We start from the raw sequence: 16,708 nt of genomic DNA on the forward strand, positions 1-16,708 counted from the left end.
TTGCAAGTTAAATTGATAACCGATTCGCCCGGTTTTCGAACAGGCCGCTTCATCGCCGGCTGTCGCAATACTGGGCATATTGGTGTTGATAACTCTGGGACAGGCTTTCGGCGCGTTCACGGGTGAACACAGCCCCCTCGAAAACGCGCTTCGAACGCGAGCTAATAGCGCGAGTTCGGAAGATGTTTCCAACCGCGCTCAAAATCCTCTAGGCGCTGCCCCATGCTGACGATCCGCGACATTACCGTCCGCCTTGGCGGGCGCACCATCCTCGACCAGGCCGCTGCCACCATCCCCAAGGATGGCAAGGTGGGCCTCATCGGCCGCAACGGCGCGGGCAAGTCCACGCTGGTAAAGGCCATCATCGGCGAACTGGAGCCCGATGGCGGCGCCGTGGAGATGCCGCGCCGGGCACGCCTCGGCTACATCGCCCAGGAAGCCCCTGCCGGTAACCGGACCGCGCTTCAGGCCGTGCTCGACGCCGATGTCGAGCGTACCGAGCTGCTGGCCGAAGCCGAAACCTGCGCCGACCCCAACCGCCTTGGCGACCTCCACGACCGCCTGATCGCGATCGATGCCTATACCGCCGAAGCCCGCGCCGCGCGCATCCTGGTCGGCCTCGGCTTCGACGAGGAAATGCAGGGGCGCCCGCTCGACAGCTTCTCGGGCGGCTGGAAGATGCGCGTCGCCCTTGCCGGGCTGCTGTTCTCGCAGCCCGACGTGCTGCTGCTCGACGAACCTTCCAACCACCTCGACCTCGAAGCCACGCTCTGGCTGGAGAACTTCCTCCAGACTTATCCGCGCACCCTGATCGTCATCAGCCACGAGCGCGACCTGCTCAACAACGTGGTCGATCACATCCTGCACCTGCAGCAGGGCAAGCTGACGCTCTATCCGGGCACGTACGACAGCTTCGAGCGCATTCGCGCCGAGCGGGCCGCACAGGCCGCCGCCGCCCGCGCCAACCAGGACGCCCAGCGCAAGAAGCTGGCCGATTACGTCGCGCGCAATTCCGCCCGCGCCTCCACGGCGAAGCAGGCGCAGTCCCGCGCCAAGATGCTGGCGCGCATGCAGCCGATCGCGGCCATGGCCGAGGATTCGTCGCTCAGCTTCGACTTCCCCAGCCCGGACGAACTGCGCCCGCCGCTGGTGACGCTCGATCTCGCATCGGTAGGCTACGAGGCGGACAAGCCGATCCTGCGCCGCCTGAACTTGCGCATCGATCCCGAGGACCGCATCGCCCTGCTCGGCCGCAACGGCAACGGCAAGACCACGCTGGCGCGCCTGCTCGCCCGCCAGCTGGAGCCGATGGAAGGCTCGCTCAGTTTCTCGCCCAAGATCCGCATCGGCTATTTCACGCAGTATCAGGTGGAAGAGCTGCCCTCCGGCTCGACACCGCTCGAACTGATGACCCGCGCCATGGTGGACAAGCCGCCGGTAGCGGTGCGCGGCCAGCTTGGCCGGTTCGGCTTCTCGGGCAACCGCGCGACGGCCGAGATCGCCACGCTGTCGGGCGGCGAGCGTGCCCGCCTCGCGCTGGCGCTGGTCACCCGCGAGGCGCCGCATATGCTCATCCTCGACGAACCGACGAACCACCTCGACGTCGACGCGCGCGAGGCGCTGGTCCAGGCGCTGAACGCCTTCGAAGGCGCGGTCATCCTGGTCAGCCACGACCGTCACATGGTCGAACTCGCGGCGGACCGGCTGGTGCTGGTCGACCAGGGCACGGCGGAGAACTACGACGGGTCGATGGAGGACTACATCGACTTCGTGCTGGGCCGTAACCAGCCCAAGTCGAATGGCGGCGACGGCAAGCCCGCCCGCAAGTCGGGGGCCATCGCCCGCGAGGAACTGAAGGCCCTGCGCAAGAAGGTCTCCGAGACCGAAACCCGCATGAAGCGCATCCAGCAGCAGCTCGAAGCGCTCGACTCCGCCCTGGCCGATCCGTCCTCGATCAAGGGCGACCTGGCCAAGTTCAACATCGGCGAACTCGGCAAGCGCCGCACCCAGGCGGCAGAGGATCTGGAAGTGGCGGAGGCCGGATGGTTCGAAGCCAGCGAGGCCATGGACGAATACATGGGCGGCAACGCGTGAGCGTCGCTTTCCGGCGCGACGGCGACGAGGAGCACCTGGAGCCGAAGTTCGAGGTGCCGATCCCGCCCGGCCCCAATCTCGTGACGCGTGAGGGCATGGATCTGATCCATGCCCGGATCGCCGAGCTTGAGGCGCAGATCCCGACGCTGGCAGAGGAAACCGCCCTCAACACCGCGAAACGCGATCTGCGCTACTGGAAGAAGCGGCTGTCGACGGCGGCAGTCCAGCCTGCGCCCAGCGGAGAAAAGGCGATGTTCGGCCACCGCGTGCGCTTCGCGCTGAACGGCAAGCCGCGCGAGGTCCGCATCGTCGGGCATGACGAAGCCGAGCCCGCCAAGGGCGACCTCGCTTTCACGGCGCCGCTCGCCCGCGCCCTGCTGGGCGCCGAGGCGGGAGAATTCGTCGACTTCAACGGGCGGGAAGAAGCGATCGAGATTCTCGAACTCATCGCCTGACCCGCTTATCGCGCCCGGCGGCGCGGGACCGGCAGGACAGCGCCGGCACGAAACACGGAATCTGAAACGAAACACGGGGCCTTTGCGGGCCCCGTGTTCGTTGTTCAGCAGGCTGAAGGCGTCCTCAGTAGGACTTCTTCGGCTTCTTGTGGAACGGCTTGCCGCCGCCGCCCGGGCCACCGCGATCGTTGCGCGGGCCGCCGGTCGGACGGGGCTTGTGACGGGGACCGTCGAAACCGCCGCGTCCTTCGTCACGCGCGTAGGGCTTGCGGGCGCGGCCCTGCGGACCTTCGCGGCGACGGTCGCGCGCGACGTCGCGCGGCGTGTCCGTGGCCACTTCGATACGGATGGTGTTCTCCACGTCGCCGCTCTCGTCATGCGAGGTGCGTTCGACGGAACGGATGAACTGGTCCGCCATCGCCTTCGGGATCTGGAAGTGCGTCTGGTCCGCGCCGATGCGGATCTGGCCGACGGCATTGCGGGTAACGTGACCACGGCGGCAGAGCAGCGGCAGGATCCAGCGCGGATCGGCATTCTGCTGACGGCCCACGTCCATGGTGAACCACACCACGTCGTCGAAGCCCGGACGCTGACGCGCCTCGCGCGCTTCGGGGCTGTTGCCGATCAGTTCCTCGGGCTGCGGCATGGCGGCGCGGTGCGCGCGAACCAGTGCGGCGGCCAGATCCTCGGCGCTCACCTTTTCCAGGACTTCGCGGGCGATCTCGCGATCTTCCTCGTCAGCCTCGACCGGGGCGAGCAGCTTTTCCATCAGACGGCCGCGATCGGAAGCGCGGATGACTTCGGGGGTCGGCGCGGCAATCCACTCCGCCTCGATGCGCGCACCGCGCAGCATGCCTTCAACGCGGCGGCGGCGCGGGAACGGCACGACGATGACTGCGGTGCCCTTCTTGCCCGCACGGCCGGTACGGCCCGAACGGTGCTGCAGCGTTTCGGCGTCGCGCGGAATCTCGACGTGGATCACCAACGTCAGCGAGGGCAGATCGATGCCGCGCGCGGCAACGTCGGTGGCGACGCAGACGCGGGCACGCTTGTCGCGCAGGGCTTGAAGCGCATTGTTGCGCTCGTTCTGCGAGTGCTCGCCCGAAAGCGCCACGGCCGAGAAGCCGCGCTCGGTCAGGGTCGAGTGCAGGTGCTTCACGTTGTCGCGCGTGGCGCAGAACAGGATCGCGGTTTCGGCATCGTGAAGACGCAGCAGGTTGACCACCACGTTCTCGACGTCGGCCGGGGCAACGGTGACGGCCTGATAGGCGATGTCGCCATGGCCGCGGTTCTCCGTCACGGTGGAGATGCGCAGCGCGTCGGTCTGGTAACGGCGGGCCAGGGCTTCGATCGGACGCGGCATGGTGGCCGAGAACAGCAGCGTGCGGCGGCTGGCCGGCGCGGCGTCGAGCAGTTCCTCGAGGTCTTCGCGGAAGCCCATGTCGAGCATCTCGTCCGCTTCGTCGAGCACGACGACGCGCAGGGCCGAGAGGTCGAGCTTGCCGCGCTCCAGGTGATCGCGCAGACGGCCCGGGGTGCCGACGACGATGGTGGCGCCGCGTTCGAGCTGCTTGCGTTCGCGCACGGGGTCCATGCCGCCCACGCACGTAACGATGCGGGCGCCGGTCGAGGCATAGAGCCACTCAAGCTCGCGGCTGACCTGCTGGGCCAGTTCGCGCGTCGGCGCAATGGCGAGCGCCAGCGGGGCCTCCGCATAAGGAATCGAGCCGTCCGCCAGCAGTTCGTCGCTCATGGCGATGCCGAAGGCGACGGTCTTGCCCGAGCCGGTCTGCGCCGACACCACCAGGTCGCGCCCACGCGCCTCGGCTTCGGCGACGGCGGCCTGGACCGGGGTCAGGTTCTCGTAGCCATGCGCGGTAAGCGCGTCGGCAAGAGGCTGGGGGAGCTGGGAAAATGTCATGCGTTTTGAATCTGTCCTGTGCCGCCGGCGCGGTCTGTATGAGTGAGCCTGGTGTGGAGTGTGCGACCCAACGGGCCCTGGTTGAGGCGCTCCATAGACAAAAAAGTCGGGTTTGGCGCGCACCAATTTCACAAAAGGCAACAATGGCCTTGCGCTAGCGCAGAATAATCGATCGCAGCCCCCCGGAAACCCCCCGAGCGTCACGGGATTTTCACGGAGCGGGTCTAGGCGCCGCGCGGGGTGAACGGAGCCGATGATGACCGAAAATACCCGCCAGAAGCGTCTCCTGGCCTCGATTCATGATGTCGGGCCGGCATCGGAACGGGCCGTCCTCCAGCTTGCCGACTTGTTCCAGCGCCGCCTGGGCGGACCCAGCTTCGCGATGCTGGTGGTGCCCAACCACTGGGGCCGCCACCCGCTGTCGGAAGACCGGGCCTTTCAACGCAGGCTGCGCGGCTGGGCCGAAGCCGGGATCGAGATGTTCGTCCACGGTTGGTACCACAAGGACGAGGCGCGCCATCGCGGCGCCGCGCAGTTCAAGGCCCGCCACATGACCGCCGGAGAAGGCGAGTTCCTCGGCCTCGACGAAGCCACGGCCCTCTCCCGCATGCTCGACGGCAAGGCGCTGATCGAGGACGTGATCGGCCGCCCGACGGCGGGCTTCATCGCACCGGCCTGGCTCTATGGCGAGGGCGCCCGGGCCGCGCTGCGCCAGGCGGGCCTGCCCATCGTCGAGGATCACTGGCGGGTCTGGGCCGCGGACGACGGCAACGTGCTGGCGCGCGGTCCCGTGGTAACCTGGGCCAGCCGATCGGCGGCACGCACGGCCTCGTCCCTGGCCTTTGCCGCCCTCGCGCGGACCGCCTTGCCGCTGACGCGAACCGTGCGGATCGCCGCGCATCCCGGAGACGTCACCAAGCCCGCGCTCCTGGCCAGCATCGACGCCACGCTGCGGCGGTTCGCGGCTACGCATACTCCCTCAAGGTACCGGGATTTAGGCAGATTCATGGCACCGCAGTGACGCTTTCAAAGCAGTTTCACGTCTCGCCCATGACCATGCTTCCCCGCGTCACAAACCCGACATCTGGTCCCCATAGGAGCCTCCCCGCAAGGATAAGTTCGGCGGGGTCACCGCCGGTTGCTGCCCAAAGGCACACACGCCAGGCATCAAGGTCGCTTAGGGATTCGCATGAAGGACGCGCTCAGGATTGTCGTGCCCATCCACAGCCTCGATCCCGGTGGAGTCGAGCGCGTGGCCCTGGGGCTCGCAGCGCAGTGGCAGCAGGCCGGGCACGCAGTGACGATTGTCCTCGGACGCTCCGGCTGTAGCCACCTCGCAAGCGCACCGGCCCTCGATTACTGGCAGATCCCCTCGCGGGTTCCCACGGCCTCCTGGGAAACGCCCTGGATGGTCCACTGCCTTTACAGCTACCTGATCGCGCACCGCGCAGACGTCGTCTTCCTGCCGGGCAACACATATGCCGTGGTCGGCGCGGCGATGAAGCTGCTGCTGGGCGATCATGCGCCGCCCATGACGCTCAAGGTCAGCAATGCGCTGCATCGTCCCGACATGCCCGCTTTCGTGCGGCGAGGCTACGGGATCTGGCTGCGCGCCCAGGGCCGCCTGTTCGATCGCCTGGTCGGACTGTCGGAACCGATGGCGCGGGAAATTCGCGAGACGACGGGCGCCGAGGCCGCGCGGGTCGATGTCATCGCCAATCCCATCCTGACCCGCGCCCGCCTGCGCGCGCTGGCGCGCAGCGAAAGGCGTCCCGATTCGGTCTGGGGCACGCGCTACCTGACGGCGGGGCGCCTCGTGCCGCAGAAGAACCACGCCATGCTGCTGCGCGCCTTCGCCCATGCCGCGCGGCCCTCGGACAGCCTGACGATCGCCGGTGAAGGCCCCGAGCGGGGCGCCATCGAGCGGCTCGCCGCGGAACTGGGCATTGCCGACCGGGTGCGCCTGGCCGGTCACCTTGCCAGCATCGACCCGCTGATGGCCGAGGCCGACGCCTTCGTTCTCAGTTCCGATTACGAAGGGCTTCCCGGCGTCATCGTCGAGGCGCTTGCCGCCGGACTGCCGGTGCTGTCGACCGACTGCTGCGTCAGCATGGATTGCCTGGTCGAAGGCGGCCGCACCGGCTTGCTGGTGCCGCGCGGCGACGAACAAGCCTTTGCCGATGGCCTCGCCCGCATCCGCGACTTTGCAGGAGACCCCCAGCGGGCCCACGACATCGCCGCGCGATACGAAGTCGAGGAAGCGGCGCGCCGCTATCTCGACATGATGGCGCAAGTGCGCCGCGAACGCGAAAACCAGCGGCGACACCGGCTGGGGCTGAGTGCCTGGGCGACGCACTCACCCTGGCAGCGGTCGCTTTGACCCAGAACCCTTCGCGGAGAACTTCGTGACAGAAACCGCAGCCGTCCTGGCGCCCGACACGCCCGCCATCCAGCTCACCCCGCAGGATCGCAACCCGCGCCTCGGGCGCAATGCCCTGTTCTCGATCGCCCTGTCCCTTGCCGTGATCGCGGCGGTATTCCACGAGATGGGCGGGCTCGACATGCGCCGCCTCCTGGCCATGGTGCCCGAAAGCCCGGTGTTCTGGGCCGTCTTCGCGGCAAGCTACCTTGTGACGCCTGCCAGCGAGTGGCTGATCTTCCGTCGGCTCTGGGGCATTCCCGGCGCCGGGATGCTCGCGCTGCTGCGCAAGAAGGTCTACAACGAGCTGCTGCTGGGCTATCTCGGCGAAGCCTATTTCTACACCTGGGCGCGGCGCAGAGTATCGCTGGACGCGGCGCCCTTCGGCGCGGTGAAGGACGTGGCGATTCTCTCGGCCATGGCCGGAAACGGCGTGACGATCGCCTTGCTGGCCGTGATGGTGCCGATCGTGGGCACCACCCGCCTCGGTCTCGACGCCAGTATGGTCACCCTCTCGCTGGGCGTGCTGGTGGTGGTCTCCGCCATCGCCATGGTCTTCCGCCGGCGGGTGTTCACCCTGCCCCGCGCCGAACTGACCATGATCACCCAGATCCACCTCGGCCGCATCGCCCTGACCACCCTGTTCAACGCCATGCTCTGGCATCTCGTCCTGCCCGAGGTGCAACTGTCCTGGTGGCTGTTCCTGGCAACGCTGCGCCTGCTGGTATCGCGCCTGCCGCTGATTCCGAACAAGGACCTGCTCTTCGCCGGGGTCGCCGTCCTCGCTCTCGGCCGCGAGCAGGACATCGGCGCGCTGATGACGCTGATGGCCGGACTGATCCTGGCCGCGCACCTGCTGCTGGGCGGCATGCTGGCGATCAAGGACCTGACAGCGCCGGAACAGCCGGCATGAGCCCGCTGGCGATCACCCCTCTCCTCGCTGCCGCGCTGGTTCCTTCCACGCCGGACCTCGGCAAGGCCGAAGGTCTCTGCCGCGCGAACGAGAGCGGCCCGGCCTTCGTCGTCGAGCCGGTGGGCCTCAAGGATCGCACGGGCAAGCTGAAGCTGGAGGTCTATCCCGCGAACGAGAAGGACTTCCTGGCCGACGATAACCTGCTGGTAAGCACGGGCAAGGTCTTCCGCCGGGTGGAGGTACCCCTGCCTGCCAGCGGCACGCCGAGCCTTTGCATCCGCCTGCCCGGCCCCGGCACTTATGCCGTCAGCCTGCTTCACGACCGCGACAACGACCGCAAGTTCAACTGGAAGATCGACGGCATCGGTTTCGCCGGAAATCCGAAGCTGGGCTGGGGCAAACCCAACGTCCGCAAGGCGAGCGCCACGGCGGGAAGCGGGCTCACCGCGCTCCGCATCGTCCTCAATTATCGCAGCGGGCTGGGAGTCGCCCCGCTCAGGCAAGGAACCTGACGGCATGAAGATCGTCGATGTCTGCGCGTTCTATTCGCCCCAGGGCGGCGGTGTACGCACCTATGTGGAGCAGAAACTGCGGATCGGCCCGATGCTGGGCCACGAGATCGTCATCCTCGCCCCCGGCGACGAGGACGCCGTGATCGAACGCGGAGCCGGTGCGCGCATCGTGACCGTGAAAAGCCCGCGCTTCCCGCTCGACCGGAAATATGGCTACTTCGCCGAGGCCGAACGGCTCCACGCGGCGCTGGATGCACTGGCCCCGGATTTCGTCGAGGCGACCTCGCCCTGGCGGAGTGCCGGGCTGGTGGCGGACTGGCCGGGCGCGGCTCCGCGCAGTCTGGTCATGCATGCCGACCCGCTTTCCGCCTATGCCTACCGCTGGCTTGGCAACATCTTCTCGCGCCAGACGATCGACCGGCAGTTCTCCGTATTCTGGGAGCACTTGCGCCGCCACAGCCGCAAGTTCGACCATGTCGTCTGCGCCAACAGCGATCTTTCGCGCCGGCTCGACGACGGCGGGGTCTCTCACACCGTCACCATCCCGATGGGCGTGGAAGCGGACTGCTTCTCGCCCGCTCATCGCGACCCTGCCTTGCGGGCACACCTGCTGGCAGACTGCGGCCTGCCCGAAAGCGCCGCGCTGCTGCTGGCAGTGGGACGCCTGGCGCCGGAGAAGCGCTGGCCGCTGGTGATCGACGCGGTGAGCATGGCCAGCCAACAGAGCCCCATCGGTCTCGTCATGCTGGGCGAAGGCCGCGAACAGCGCGCGATCCTGAGGCACATCGCCGGAAATCCCCATGTCCGCCTCTTCGCGCCGGAACGCAACCGGGCCGCCTTCGCGCGAATCATGGCGAGCGCGGATGCTCTGGTCCATGGCTGCGAGGCGGAGACGTTCTGCATGACGGCCGCCGAAGCGCGGGCCAGCGGCATCCCGGTCATCGTGCCCGATGCCGGCGGGGCGGCCGACCATGCGGCAGGCGGCGCCGGACGGACTTACGCGGCGGCCGATTGCAATGCGGCGGCGGCGGCGATCCTGGACGTGGTGCGTGCACGCCCTCGCCCCGCCGTGACGGCGCGGACCATGGAAGAGCACTTCCGCGAACTCTTCGCCGCTTACGCCCAGTGCCTCGTCCGGCAGCGCAGGGCTGCCTGAGAAGCCTGGCCTTCGCCGGGCAACCTGCCCTTCCGTTTCCTACCGGGCCTGTTGTCCTGCCGGCTGCCCCGTCTGCACTTCAGTCCTTTGCCAGCCTCCGCCAAGCGCGAGGAAGACCGCGATCTGATCGTCGACAAGCGCGGTTTCCGCCGCGGCATGATTGACCTGGGCCGTCGCCAAGGCCCCCTGGGCGCTGAGCAGGTTCAGGAAATCGCTGCGCCCGAACCGGAACAGCTTGCCGGCCTGCTGCGCGGAAAGACCCGCGCTGTCGCTGGCACGGCCGAGGGCCGCGGCACGGTCGGTATCGCGTGCATAGGATTCCAGCGCCGTCTCGGTGCCGCGCAGGGCCTCGAGCACGGTCTGGTCGAACCTGGCGATGTCCGCCTCCACCTGGGCATTTGCCGCTTCGATGCGAGCGCGGATGATCGGGCGATTGGGGAAGGACCAACTGAGCAGCGGCCCCAGGCTGAAGCCGAAGCTATGGGTCTTGCCGAAGTTCTCCAGCTTGCCGTCGTTGATGATGCCCCCGCCGATGCTGACCGTGGGGTAGAGGTCTGCCGTGGCGACGCCGATGCGGGCGGTATCGCCGGCAATGGTGCGCTCGGCCTGGCGAATATCCGGGCGGCGGCGGATCAGCGCGGCGCCGTCGCCGACCGGCATCGGCTGCGACAGGCGCGGCAGGTTCGCGCAGCTTTCCACTTCCCGGGGATACTCCGCCGGCGCCTTGCCGAGCAGGGTTGCCAGCAGATAGAGCGAGGACTGCCGCTTGGCATAGAACGAAGGCAGGTTGGCCTTGCTGCTTTCCACGGCCGTGCGCGCGCGGCTGACATCGAAAGCCGTTCCGCGCCCGCCGCGCTGGAGCCTTCCGGTGGCGTTCAGCGTCTGCTGCTGCAGCGTGATCACTTTCTGGACCGTGGCGATCTGGTAGTTCGCGGCGCAGACGTCGGCATAGGCCTTGGTGGTGGCGGCCGCGACGCTGATCCGCACGGCATCGCGCGCGGCCTCCACCGCCTCGCGGTCGGCCAGGCTGCTCTCGATGGCGCGCTTGATCTTGCCATTGAGGTCTAGCGGGTAGGACAGGGTCAGGCCGAGATCGTACGTCAGCACGCCCGGCAGGTTGGTACCGGCCGAAGCGGTCGAGTAGTCACGCTCCAGGTCGGCGTCGGCACCGATGGTGGTGGCAAGGGTCTTCTGGCCCGCAGTTTCCCGAAGCACGGCATCGGCCTTGCGCAAGTTCGCATCGGCCGCGCGAATGTTCGCATTGGCCTCCAGCGCCTGCTCGACGAGGCCGTCCAGCTGCGGATCGTCGTAGAGCTTCCACCAGCGATCGGGCAGCTCGGCCTGCGAGAACTGTGGCCCCTGCCCCGAAACGAAGGGACCGTTCGCGGCCGGCGTCGTCGCCGCGGAATCGGCGGGCGGCGCGTAGTCCGGTCCGGCCGTGGCGCAGCCGGCCAGAAGTGCGAGCGCCAGAAGCGAAACGCCGCTGCGGATCACGTCGTGGGCTCCCCGGAAGGCGCTGGCTGAACCGGCTGTACCGTCTGGGCAGGCTGAACCGGCCTGGCATTCCTGCGGCCTGCATCGCCCGGTTGCTCAATCGTCACCGTGGCCGTGCGGCCGGCGATCAGGCTCACGTCCCTGGGTACCTCGGTCAGCCGCACGCGCACCGGAATGCGCTGGGCGAGACGGACCCAGGTGAACGTTGGATCGACGCTCGGAAGAAGATTGCGGGAATCGCTGCGGGTCGTGTCGTTGATGCCCGCGGCGATGCTCTCGACCACGCCCTTCAGCGGACGCGCCTCACCCATGAGCACGACCGTCACCGGCGAACCGACATGGATATTGGCGAGCTTGGTTTCCTCGAAATAACCCTCGATGCGGATGGAATCGCGGTCGATCAGCGCCATCGCCTGGTTGCCCGGCGCCACGTAGTCGCCCGGATGCAGGTCGAGGTTAGTGACGGTGCCGTTCACCGAAGCCTTCACATTGGTGCGCGCCAGGTCGAGCTTGGCCTTGTCGAGCGCGCTCAGCGCCTGGTCCAGGGCCGCGCGCGCGGTGGCGACGGCGGCGACATTCTGTTCGTGAGTCTCGGTCGCCACCAGATCGCCGAGCGCAAGGTCGCGCTTGGCTTCGCGCTGGGCCTGGCCCAGCCTGGCCTGCGCGCTCGCCACGGCAGCCTGCGCCTGCTCCACCGCCAGCGAATAGCGCGGTCGATCGATCACGAAGAGCAGATCGCCGGCCTTGACCTCCTGGTTGTCCCTGACTTCCACCGATGTGACCAGCCCGCCGATATCGGGGGTGACGCGCACGACATCCGCACGAACGCGGCCGTCGCGTGTCCAGGGGCTGTCCTCGTAATGGCGCCAGAGCCAGACCGCGATCACTGCGGCCAGGATCACGAGGATGGTGGTGGCGAGGCTGGGAGCGAGCCGGGCAAGAAAGCGCTTCATTGGCGGAAACCGATCAAGGGAGAGGCCCAGACGAGAAGCCCGAGCACGAGGATGTAGAGGCACAGGTCCACCGCTGCACGATAAGCGAAGAGGCGGTAGAAACCGATAAGATTGGCAATGCGCATCAGCACCAGGGTGATGATCGAGGCGATGACCGCAAGAACCAGAAGCGTGGGTAGGAACACCCCGTCGATGGAGACTTCGCCCCTCATGCCGGCATCTCCGAGAGCGGCGCCGCCGGAGAAGGACCGGCGGAGGGGAACAGATTGCGGCGCAGGCTGACCAGCCCCAGCGCCCCCGCACGGCTGAGCTGCGGGTCTTCGTCGTTCAGCACGGCGGTCATGGCAATGTCGATATCCTCAAGCAGGATGGGGTCGGCGGGCGCGGGGCGGTCGGGATCGAGGCCCCGGTAATATTCGCCCACCTTCCGGAGCACTTCGGTGAGCGGACCACGGCGGGACGTGGGCATGGCCAGGCGCAGTTCGCGCAGTTCGCCGATGGCCACGCCAGTCCGCAGATCGCGCAAGGCGTCGTAGAGCGGCGCACCGGGCGAGCGGCCGGACATCGCCAGGCGCGGCGCCAGAAGGGCGATCCGGTCGAGCATGCGGTTGATCCAGGCGCGCACGTCCGGGGGGCTCATCATGTTGGCGCGCTCGGCGATGTCGGCCCAGCCCGCCCGAACGGTGCGACGGATCGCGGCATGAGTGCCGGTGGAGCTGAGCAGGCGGATGACGACGATGGCGAAGATGATGCCCACCAGCTGCGCGAGCGCACCGTTCACGAAGCCCGCAAAGCCGCCCACATAGCGGTCGGAAACGAGCACCGGCGATCCCAGGCCCAGCAGCATCGGCAGCGCGATGCCGCTCCAGCGCGGGGACTGCATCAGCGCGCCCAGCATCAGCAGCATCGGCGCCATGGCCGCGGCATATTCCAGGAAACCATCGAGCCGCGGCATGAGGACGAAGCCATAGAGCAGCCCGATCAGCGTCGCGATGAGGGTTCCGGCAAAGAACGTGCGCAAGGGCGCGAGCGGGTCCGGTGCGGCCGCGAAGAGCGCGGTGAACACGCCTGCCAGCATGACCGCCGTCGCCCCTTCGTGCCAGCCGCTGCCGATCCACAGCGCACAGCCGATGGCGATCGTCAGGAAAGCCCCGATGGCACCGCGCGTCGCGCCGCCGACATCGACATGCAGCTCGCGTCCGCGGCGGCCTTCCACGAGTTCGGCAGCGCGCGGGCTGACCGGACGGGTGGTGTTGGTGCCAAGCTGCTCGGCCAGGATGCGGCAATCGCGGTGCGCGCCGATCAGCGAGGAAAGGCGCGAGAGCAGGCTGAGCAGGATCAGCGCATTCCACGAGGCATCGGGGCCGATCCGAGGCTCCAGCGCACGGCTCCGCTGCTGCAGCGCTATGGCCGCCGCCTCGCGTTCCGGCAGCGACATGGCGCCAAGTCCGCCGAACCAGTCACGCGCATCCGTCAGCAGGGCCTGAACTTCGGCAGGAACCGCGTCCACCGCGTGAAGCTGCGCGATCCGGTCGGACACGGCGGCGCCCAGCGGCATGATCAGCGAGAGTTGATCCTGAAGCGCACGCACGGTGCGGATGCGCGGCGCGATGCGCGTGCTTTCGTAAGGCAGGTGGATCGAGAGCTGGTGCAATTCGGTGACGTCCAGCGCGAGCCGCTGGCGTTCCTTGTCGATCGCCGGATCGGTTTCAAGCTGGAGCGAATCGCGCGACCAGCGCTCGGCGTCGGCCAGAATATTGGACACGCGCTGCAGCATGAAGGCCGAAACCGATTGCGGCAGGACCAGCGCATGGACGAAGCTGCCGCAGAGGATACCGATGGTGATCTCCTGCACGCGCAGGGTCGCCACGGTGAATATCGTGTCCGGCACGTCGACACTGGGCAGCACGATGAGCACGGCGGTATAGCCCGCCAGCACGAAGGCATAGGAGCGCGGCGTGCGATCCAGAAGCGAGACGAAGACGCACAGCGCCAGCCAGCCGCCGATGCCGATGGTCAGCAGTTCGGGGGAGTTGACGAGGTTCGGCACGATGATGACGGCCATTCCCGCGCCGACGAAAGTGCCGATCACGCGGAACATCGCCTTGGACACGACGGCGCCGGCCAGGGGCTGCGCCACGATGTAGGATGTCAGGAACGCCCAGTAGGGTCGCTCCAGCCCGATCGAAAGCGCGATATAGATAGCCAGCATCGAGGCCAGGTAGGCCTTCACGGAGAACAGCGCGGCGTCCAGTCCGAAACGCTTCGTCATTGCCGGGCGGCGCTTTCCGCTATGCGCGCAGCGATGCGGTCAAGCACCCGCACGACAGTCTCGACGTCTTCGCCTGGAATGCCATCCAGAAGCGTCGCGCGCAACTCGATCAATCGCTTGTCGATGCGGCGGGCAGCGGCGGCGCCCTCGTCGGTGAGCCGCAAGTGCTTGGCACGGCGGTCGCTGTCGTCGGCGATGCGCTCGACGAGACCGGCATCTTCCAGCAAGTGCAGGGTTCGCACCAGCGAAGGTTCCGTCACGTTGATGGCGCGCGCAAGGTCGCCCTGCCGCACCTCGTCGCCGAGGCGCAGCAGGTGGACCAGCGCCCACCCCGAGGAGTTGGAAACTCCTAGCGAGGACAGCGCCGAATCGGCCAGTTGCTGCCATGAACGCGAAACCGGCCCCAACCTTGCGGCCAGAGCCTTCTCGCTCGATTGTCGATCCTGCATGGCCTGAGTAATTAGAGTGCTAACTAATCTTCGCAAGATATTTTGGCGTCGATATTGCGGCATCGGAGTTGATTTTATTGCAAATGAACCCGTCGGCCTTGGCGGCACGGCCGGGATGCAATTCCATCCGATCCGCAGGCTCAGGTTTCGGGCCGATATGCTGGCGCAGCGCCGAATTTTCCTGCCGCTATCCGCGTAGCCGCCTTGCTATTGCTGACCGGCCCGCGCGACTTTGCAAAAGCTCGCAGGGGTGGCGCCTGTGAAACGAGGGCGCTAAGTCGCTGCAAATGCCCATTACCGCCCGGAGAATAACTTTGCGCCGATCGATCCTCGCCCTCGGCCTGTCTGCCCTTGTGCTGGCTGCCACGCAGCCCGCCCTCGCCCGCCAGACCGAGGCTGCGGAAAAGGTGGCAGAGGCCGCGCCGGTTACTGCTCCGGCCCGGGAGGAGCAGTCCGCCACCGCCCCCCACGCCATGGTCGCCGCTGCCAATCCGCTGGCGGTGAAAGCGGGGGTGGACGTTCTCAAGGCCGGCGGCTCGGCGATCGACGCAGCCGTGGCCATCCAGGCCGTCCTCGGCCTTGTCGAGCCCCAGAGTTCGGGCCTGGGGGGCGGCGCCTTCATGGTCTACTACGATGCGAAGACCCGGCAGGCGACAGCCTATGACGGCCGCGAAGTCGCACCCGCCGGTGCCGGCGATCATCTGTTCTTCGACGAGAACGGCAAGCGGCTGCCTTTCGTCACCGCCGTGCTGGGCGGAATCTCTACAGGCGTGCCCGGCGCCATCGCCATGCTCGACATGGCCCACCGCGATCACGGCAAGCTCGCCTGGGGCAAGCTCTTCGATCAAGCCCATGTCCTCGCGCAGGACGGCTTCGCCGTCAGTCCGCGTCTGGCCCGCATGATCGCAAGCAAGGCACCCCAGGCTTCCGCGCCCGACGCCAGGCGCTACTTCACCAAGGCCGACGGCACGCCCTATCTGGCCGGCGACCGGCTGAAGAACCCCGACTATGCTCGCTCGCTGGACCGCATTGCACGGTACGGTGCTTCCGGCCTGCTGACCGGGCCGATTGCGCAGCAGATCGTCGAGCGCGTGCACCAGGGACCGTACCCGAGTACGCTCACCCTGTCGGACCTGGCGAGCTATCGCCCGCACTCCGGCCCCGCGCTCTGCAATCCTTACCGCATCTACCTCGTCTGCACGCCCCAGGCGCCCTCGGGCGGCCCCGGATTGCAGATCGCGCTCGGCGTGCTCGAACACACCGACATCGACAAGCGCAGTGCCACCGACGAGAAAGCCTGGTTCGAATTCGCCCAGGCCAGCCGCCTGGCTTACGCCGACCGCGACCGCTACGTCGGCGACCCGGTCTTCGTGCAGGTGCCGCTCGATGGCCTGCTCGATCCGCACTATCTCAAGGGCCGCGCGGCCGAGATCGGCGACCGGGCCGGGCCGGTGACGTTCGGCATGCCCCGGGGCGCCCCCAAAGTCGGGATCGACGCCACCGACGAGCCGGGCGGAACCAGCCACATCGTCGTGATCGACGCACAAGGCAACGTCGTGTCCATGACCACCACGGTCGAGAGCATCTTCGGCTCCGGCCGCATGGTGGGCGGCTTCTTCCTCAACAACCAGCTCACCGACTTCTCGTTCAGCCCCACTGACGACGACGGCGCGAAAGCGGCCAACGCCCCCGGCCCCGGCAAACGTCCACGCTCCAGCATGGCGCCCGCCATCGTGCTGACGCCGCAGAAGAAGTTCGTGGCCGCCGCGGGATCGCCGGGCGGTTCCGCAATCCAGGCCTACAACCTGAAGGTGCTGGTGGCCCTGCTCGACTGGAAGATGACGCCGCAGGACGCCGTCTCGCTGCCCAATCTCGTCGCCAAGGGAGACAGCTACAGCGCCGACATGTTCCCCCAGCCGATCATGCAGGGCCTGGCCGCGCGGGGCATGACCCTGTCCACCTCGCGCGGGGAGGAGTCCGGGCTTCAGGCTATCGTCGCGACGCCGAAGGGCTATGTCGGCGGCGCCGATCCCCGGCGCGAAGGCGTGGCGCGCGGGTTCTGAACGCAGT

14 protein-coding genes are annotated in these 16,708 nt (G+C 67.7%); 8 read left to right on the top strand and 6 right to left on the bottom strand.

Translation table 11 applies throughout. The features are described from left to right. Positions 1 to 222 precede the first annotated feature (222 nt). Positions 223 to 2,094: an ATP-binding cassette domain-containing protein gene (locus EDF57_RS02125; protein ID WP_134092920.1), complete on the top strand. Its 1,872-nt coding sequence runs from the start codon at positions 223 to 225 to the stop codon at positions 2,092 to 2,094. After that, positions 2,091 to 2,549, top strand: coding sequence for a GreA/GreB family elongation factor (locus tag EDF57_RS02130; protein ID WP_134092921.1), 459 nt, complete (start codon positions 2,091 to 2,093; stop codon positions 2,547 to 2,549). Before EDF57_RS02125 ends, EDF57_RS02130 begins: the two co-directional genes overlap by 4 nt. Before the next feature lie 124 nt (positions 2,550 to 2,673). Here EDF57_RS02130 and EDF57_RS02135 read toward each other — a convergent pair whose 3' ends face one another. Continuing rightward, positions 2,674 to 4,470, bottom strand: a complete 1,797-nt coding sequence (locus tag EDF57_RS02135) for a DEAD/DEAH box helicase (protein ID WP_134092922.1) — start codon at positions 4,468 to 4,470, stop codon at positions 2,674 to 2,676. A 256-nt stretch (positions 4,471 to 4,726) separates the two neighbouring features. Between EDF57_RS02135 and EDF57_RS02140 the strand changes: the two genes are divergently transcribed. The 5 genes from EDF57_RS02140 (at position 4,727) to EDF57_RS02160 (ending at position 9,470) form a co-directional block, all read left to right on the top strand. Beyond that, on the top strand, positions 4,727 to 5,491 hold the full coding sequence (locus tag EDF57_RS02140) for a polysaccharide deacetylase family protein (protein ID WP_134092923.1): 765 nt from the start codon (positions 4,727 to 4,729) through the stop codon (positions 5,489 to 5,491). A gap of 168 nt (positions 5,492 to 5,659) precedes the next feature. Then, positions 5,660 to 6,850 carry a glycosyltransferase gene (locus EDF57_RS02145; protein ID WP_134092924.1) on the top strand — a complete coding sequence of 397 codons (1,191 nt, stop codon included), beginning with the start codon at positions 5,660 to 5,662 and terminating at the stop codon, positions 6,848 to 6,850. Between the two features lie 25 nt (positions 6,851 to 6,875). Next, the gene (locus EDF57_RS02150; RefSeq protein WP_134092925.1) at positions 6,876 to 7,802 is read left to right on the top strand and encodes a hypothetical protein; all 927 of its coding nucleotides are present in this window, start codon (positions 6,876 to 6,878) and stop codon (positions 7,800 to 7,802) included. Further along, a complete protein-coding gene (locus EDF57_RS02155) occupies positions 7,799 to 8,314 on the top strand; it encodes a DUF2141 domain-containing protein (protein WP_134092926.1) in 516 nt (171 codons plus the stop codon). The genes EDF57_RS02150 and EDF57_RS02155 overlap by 4 nt, the downstream gene beginning before the upstream one ends. Positions 8,315 to 8,318: 4 nt before the next feature. Then, complete coding sequence (locus EDF57_RS02160) at positions 8,319 to 9,470, top strand: glycosyltransferase (RefSeq protein ID WP_132262845.1); 1,152 nt, start codon at positions 8,319 to 8,321, stop codon at positions 9,468 to 9,470. A 39-nt stretch (positions 9,471 to 9,509) separates the two neighbouring features. Here EDF57_RS02160 and EDF57_RS02165 read toward each other — a convergent pair whose 3' ends face one another. Genes EDF57_RS02165 through EDF57_RS02185 form a run of 5 tightly spaced genes read right to left on the bottom strand, consistent with a single transcriptional unit; the run spans position 9,510 to position 14,638 of the window. Continuing rightward, complete coding sequence (locus EDF57_RS02165; RefSeq protein WP_134093257.1) at positions 9,510 to 10,961, bottom strand: TolC family protein; 1,452 nt, start codon at positions 10,959 to 10,961, stop codon at positions 9,510 to 9,512. Then, complete coding sequence (locus EDF57_RS02170; protein WP_132262846.1) at positions 10,961 to 11,917, bottom strand: efflux RND transporter periplasmic adaptor subunit; 957 nt, start codon at positions 11,915 to 11,917, stop codon at positions 10,961 to 10,963. Before EDF57_RS02170 ends, EDF57_RS02165 begins: the two co-directional genes overlap by 1 nt. After that, complete coding sequence (locus EDF57_RS02175) at positions 11,914 to 12,129, bottom strand: DUF1656 domain-containing protein (protein ID WP_132262848.1); 216 nt, start codon at positions 12,127 to 12,129, stop codon at positions 11,914 to 11,916. The genes EDF57_RS02170 and EDF57_RS02175 overlap by 4 nt, the downstream gene beginning before the upstream one ends. Then, complete coding sequence (locus EDF57_RS02180; RefSeq protein WP_134092927.1) at positions 12,126 to 14,189, bottom strand: FUSC family protein; 2,064 nt, start codon at positions 14,187 to 14,189, stop codon at positions 12,126 to 12,128. Before EDF57_RS02180 ends, EDF57_RS02175 begins: the two co-directional genes overlap by 4 nt. Next, a complete protein-coding gene (locus EDF57_RS02185; RefSeq protein ID WP_134092928.1) occupies positions 14,186 to 14,638 on the bottom strand; it encodes a MarR family transcriptional regulator in 453 nt (150 codons plus the stop codon). Before EDF57_RS02185 ends, EDF57_RS02180 begins: the two co-directional genes overlap by 4 nt. A gap of 473 nt (positions 14,639 to 15,111) precedes the next feature. Here EDF57_RS02185 and ggt point away from each other — a divergent pair, with 473 nt between their 5' ends. Continuing rightward, the gene (gene ggt, locus EDF57_RS02190; RefSeq protein ID WP_243840872.1) at positions 15,112 to 16,701 is read left to right on the top strand and encodes a gamma-glutamyltransferase; all 1,590 of its coding nucleotides are present in this window, start codon (positions 15,112 to 15,114) and stop codon (positions 16,699 to 16,701) included. The last annotated feature ends 7 nt before the right edge of the window (positions 16,702 to 16,708 follow it).

Origin of the sequence: Novosphingobium sp. PhB55, assembly GCF_004368805.1 — a bacterium.
Classification (GTDB): Bacteria; Pseudomonadota; Alphaproteobacteria; order Sphingomonadales; family Sphingomonadaceae; genus Novosphingobium.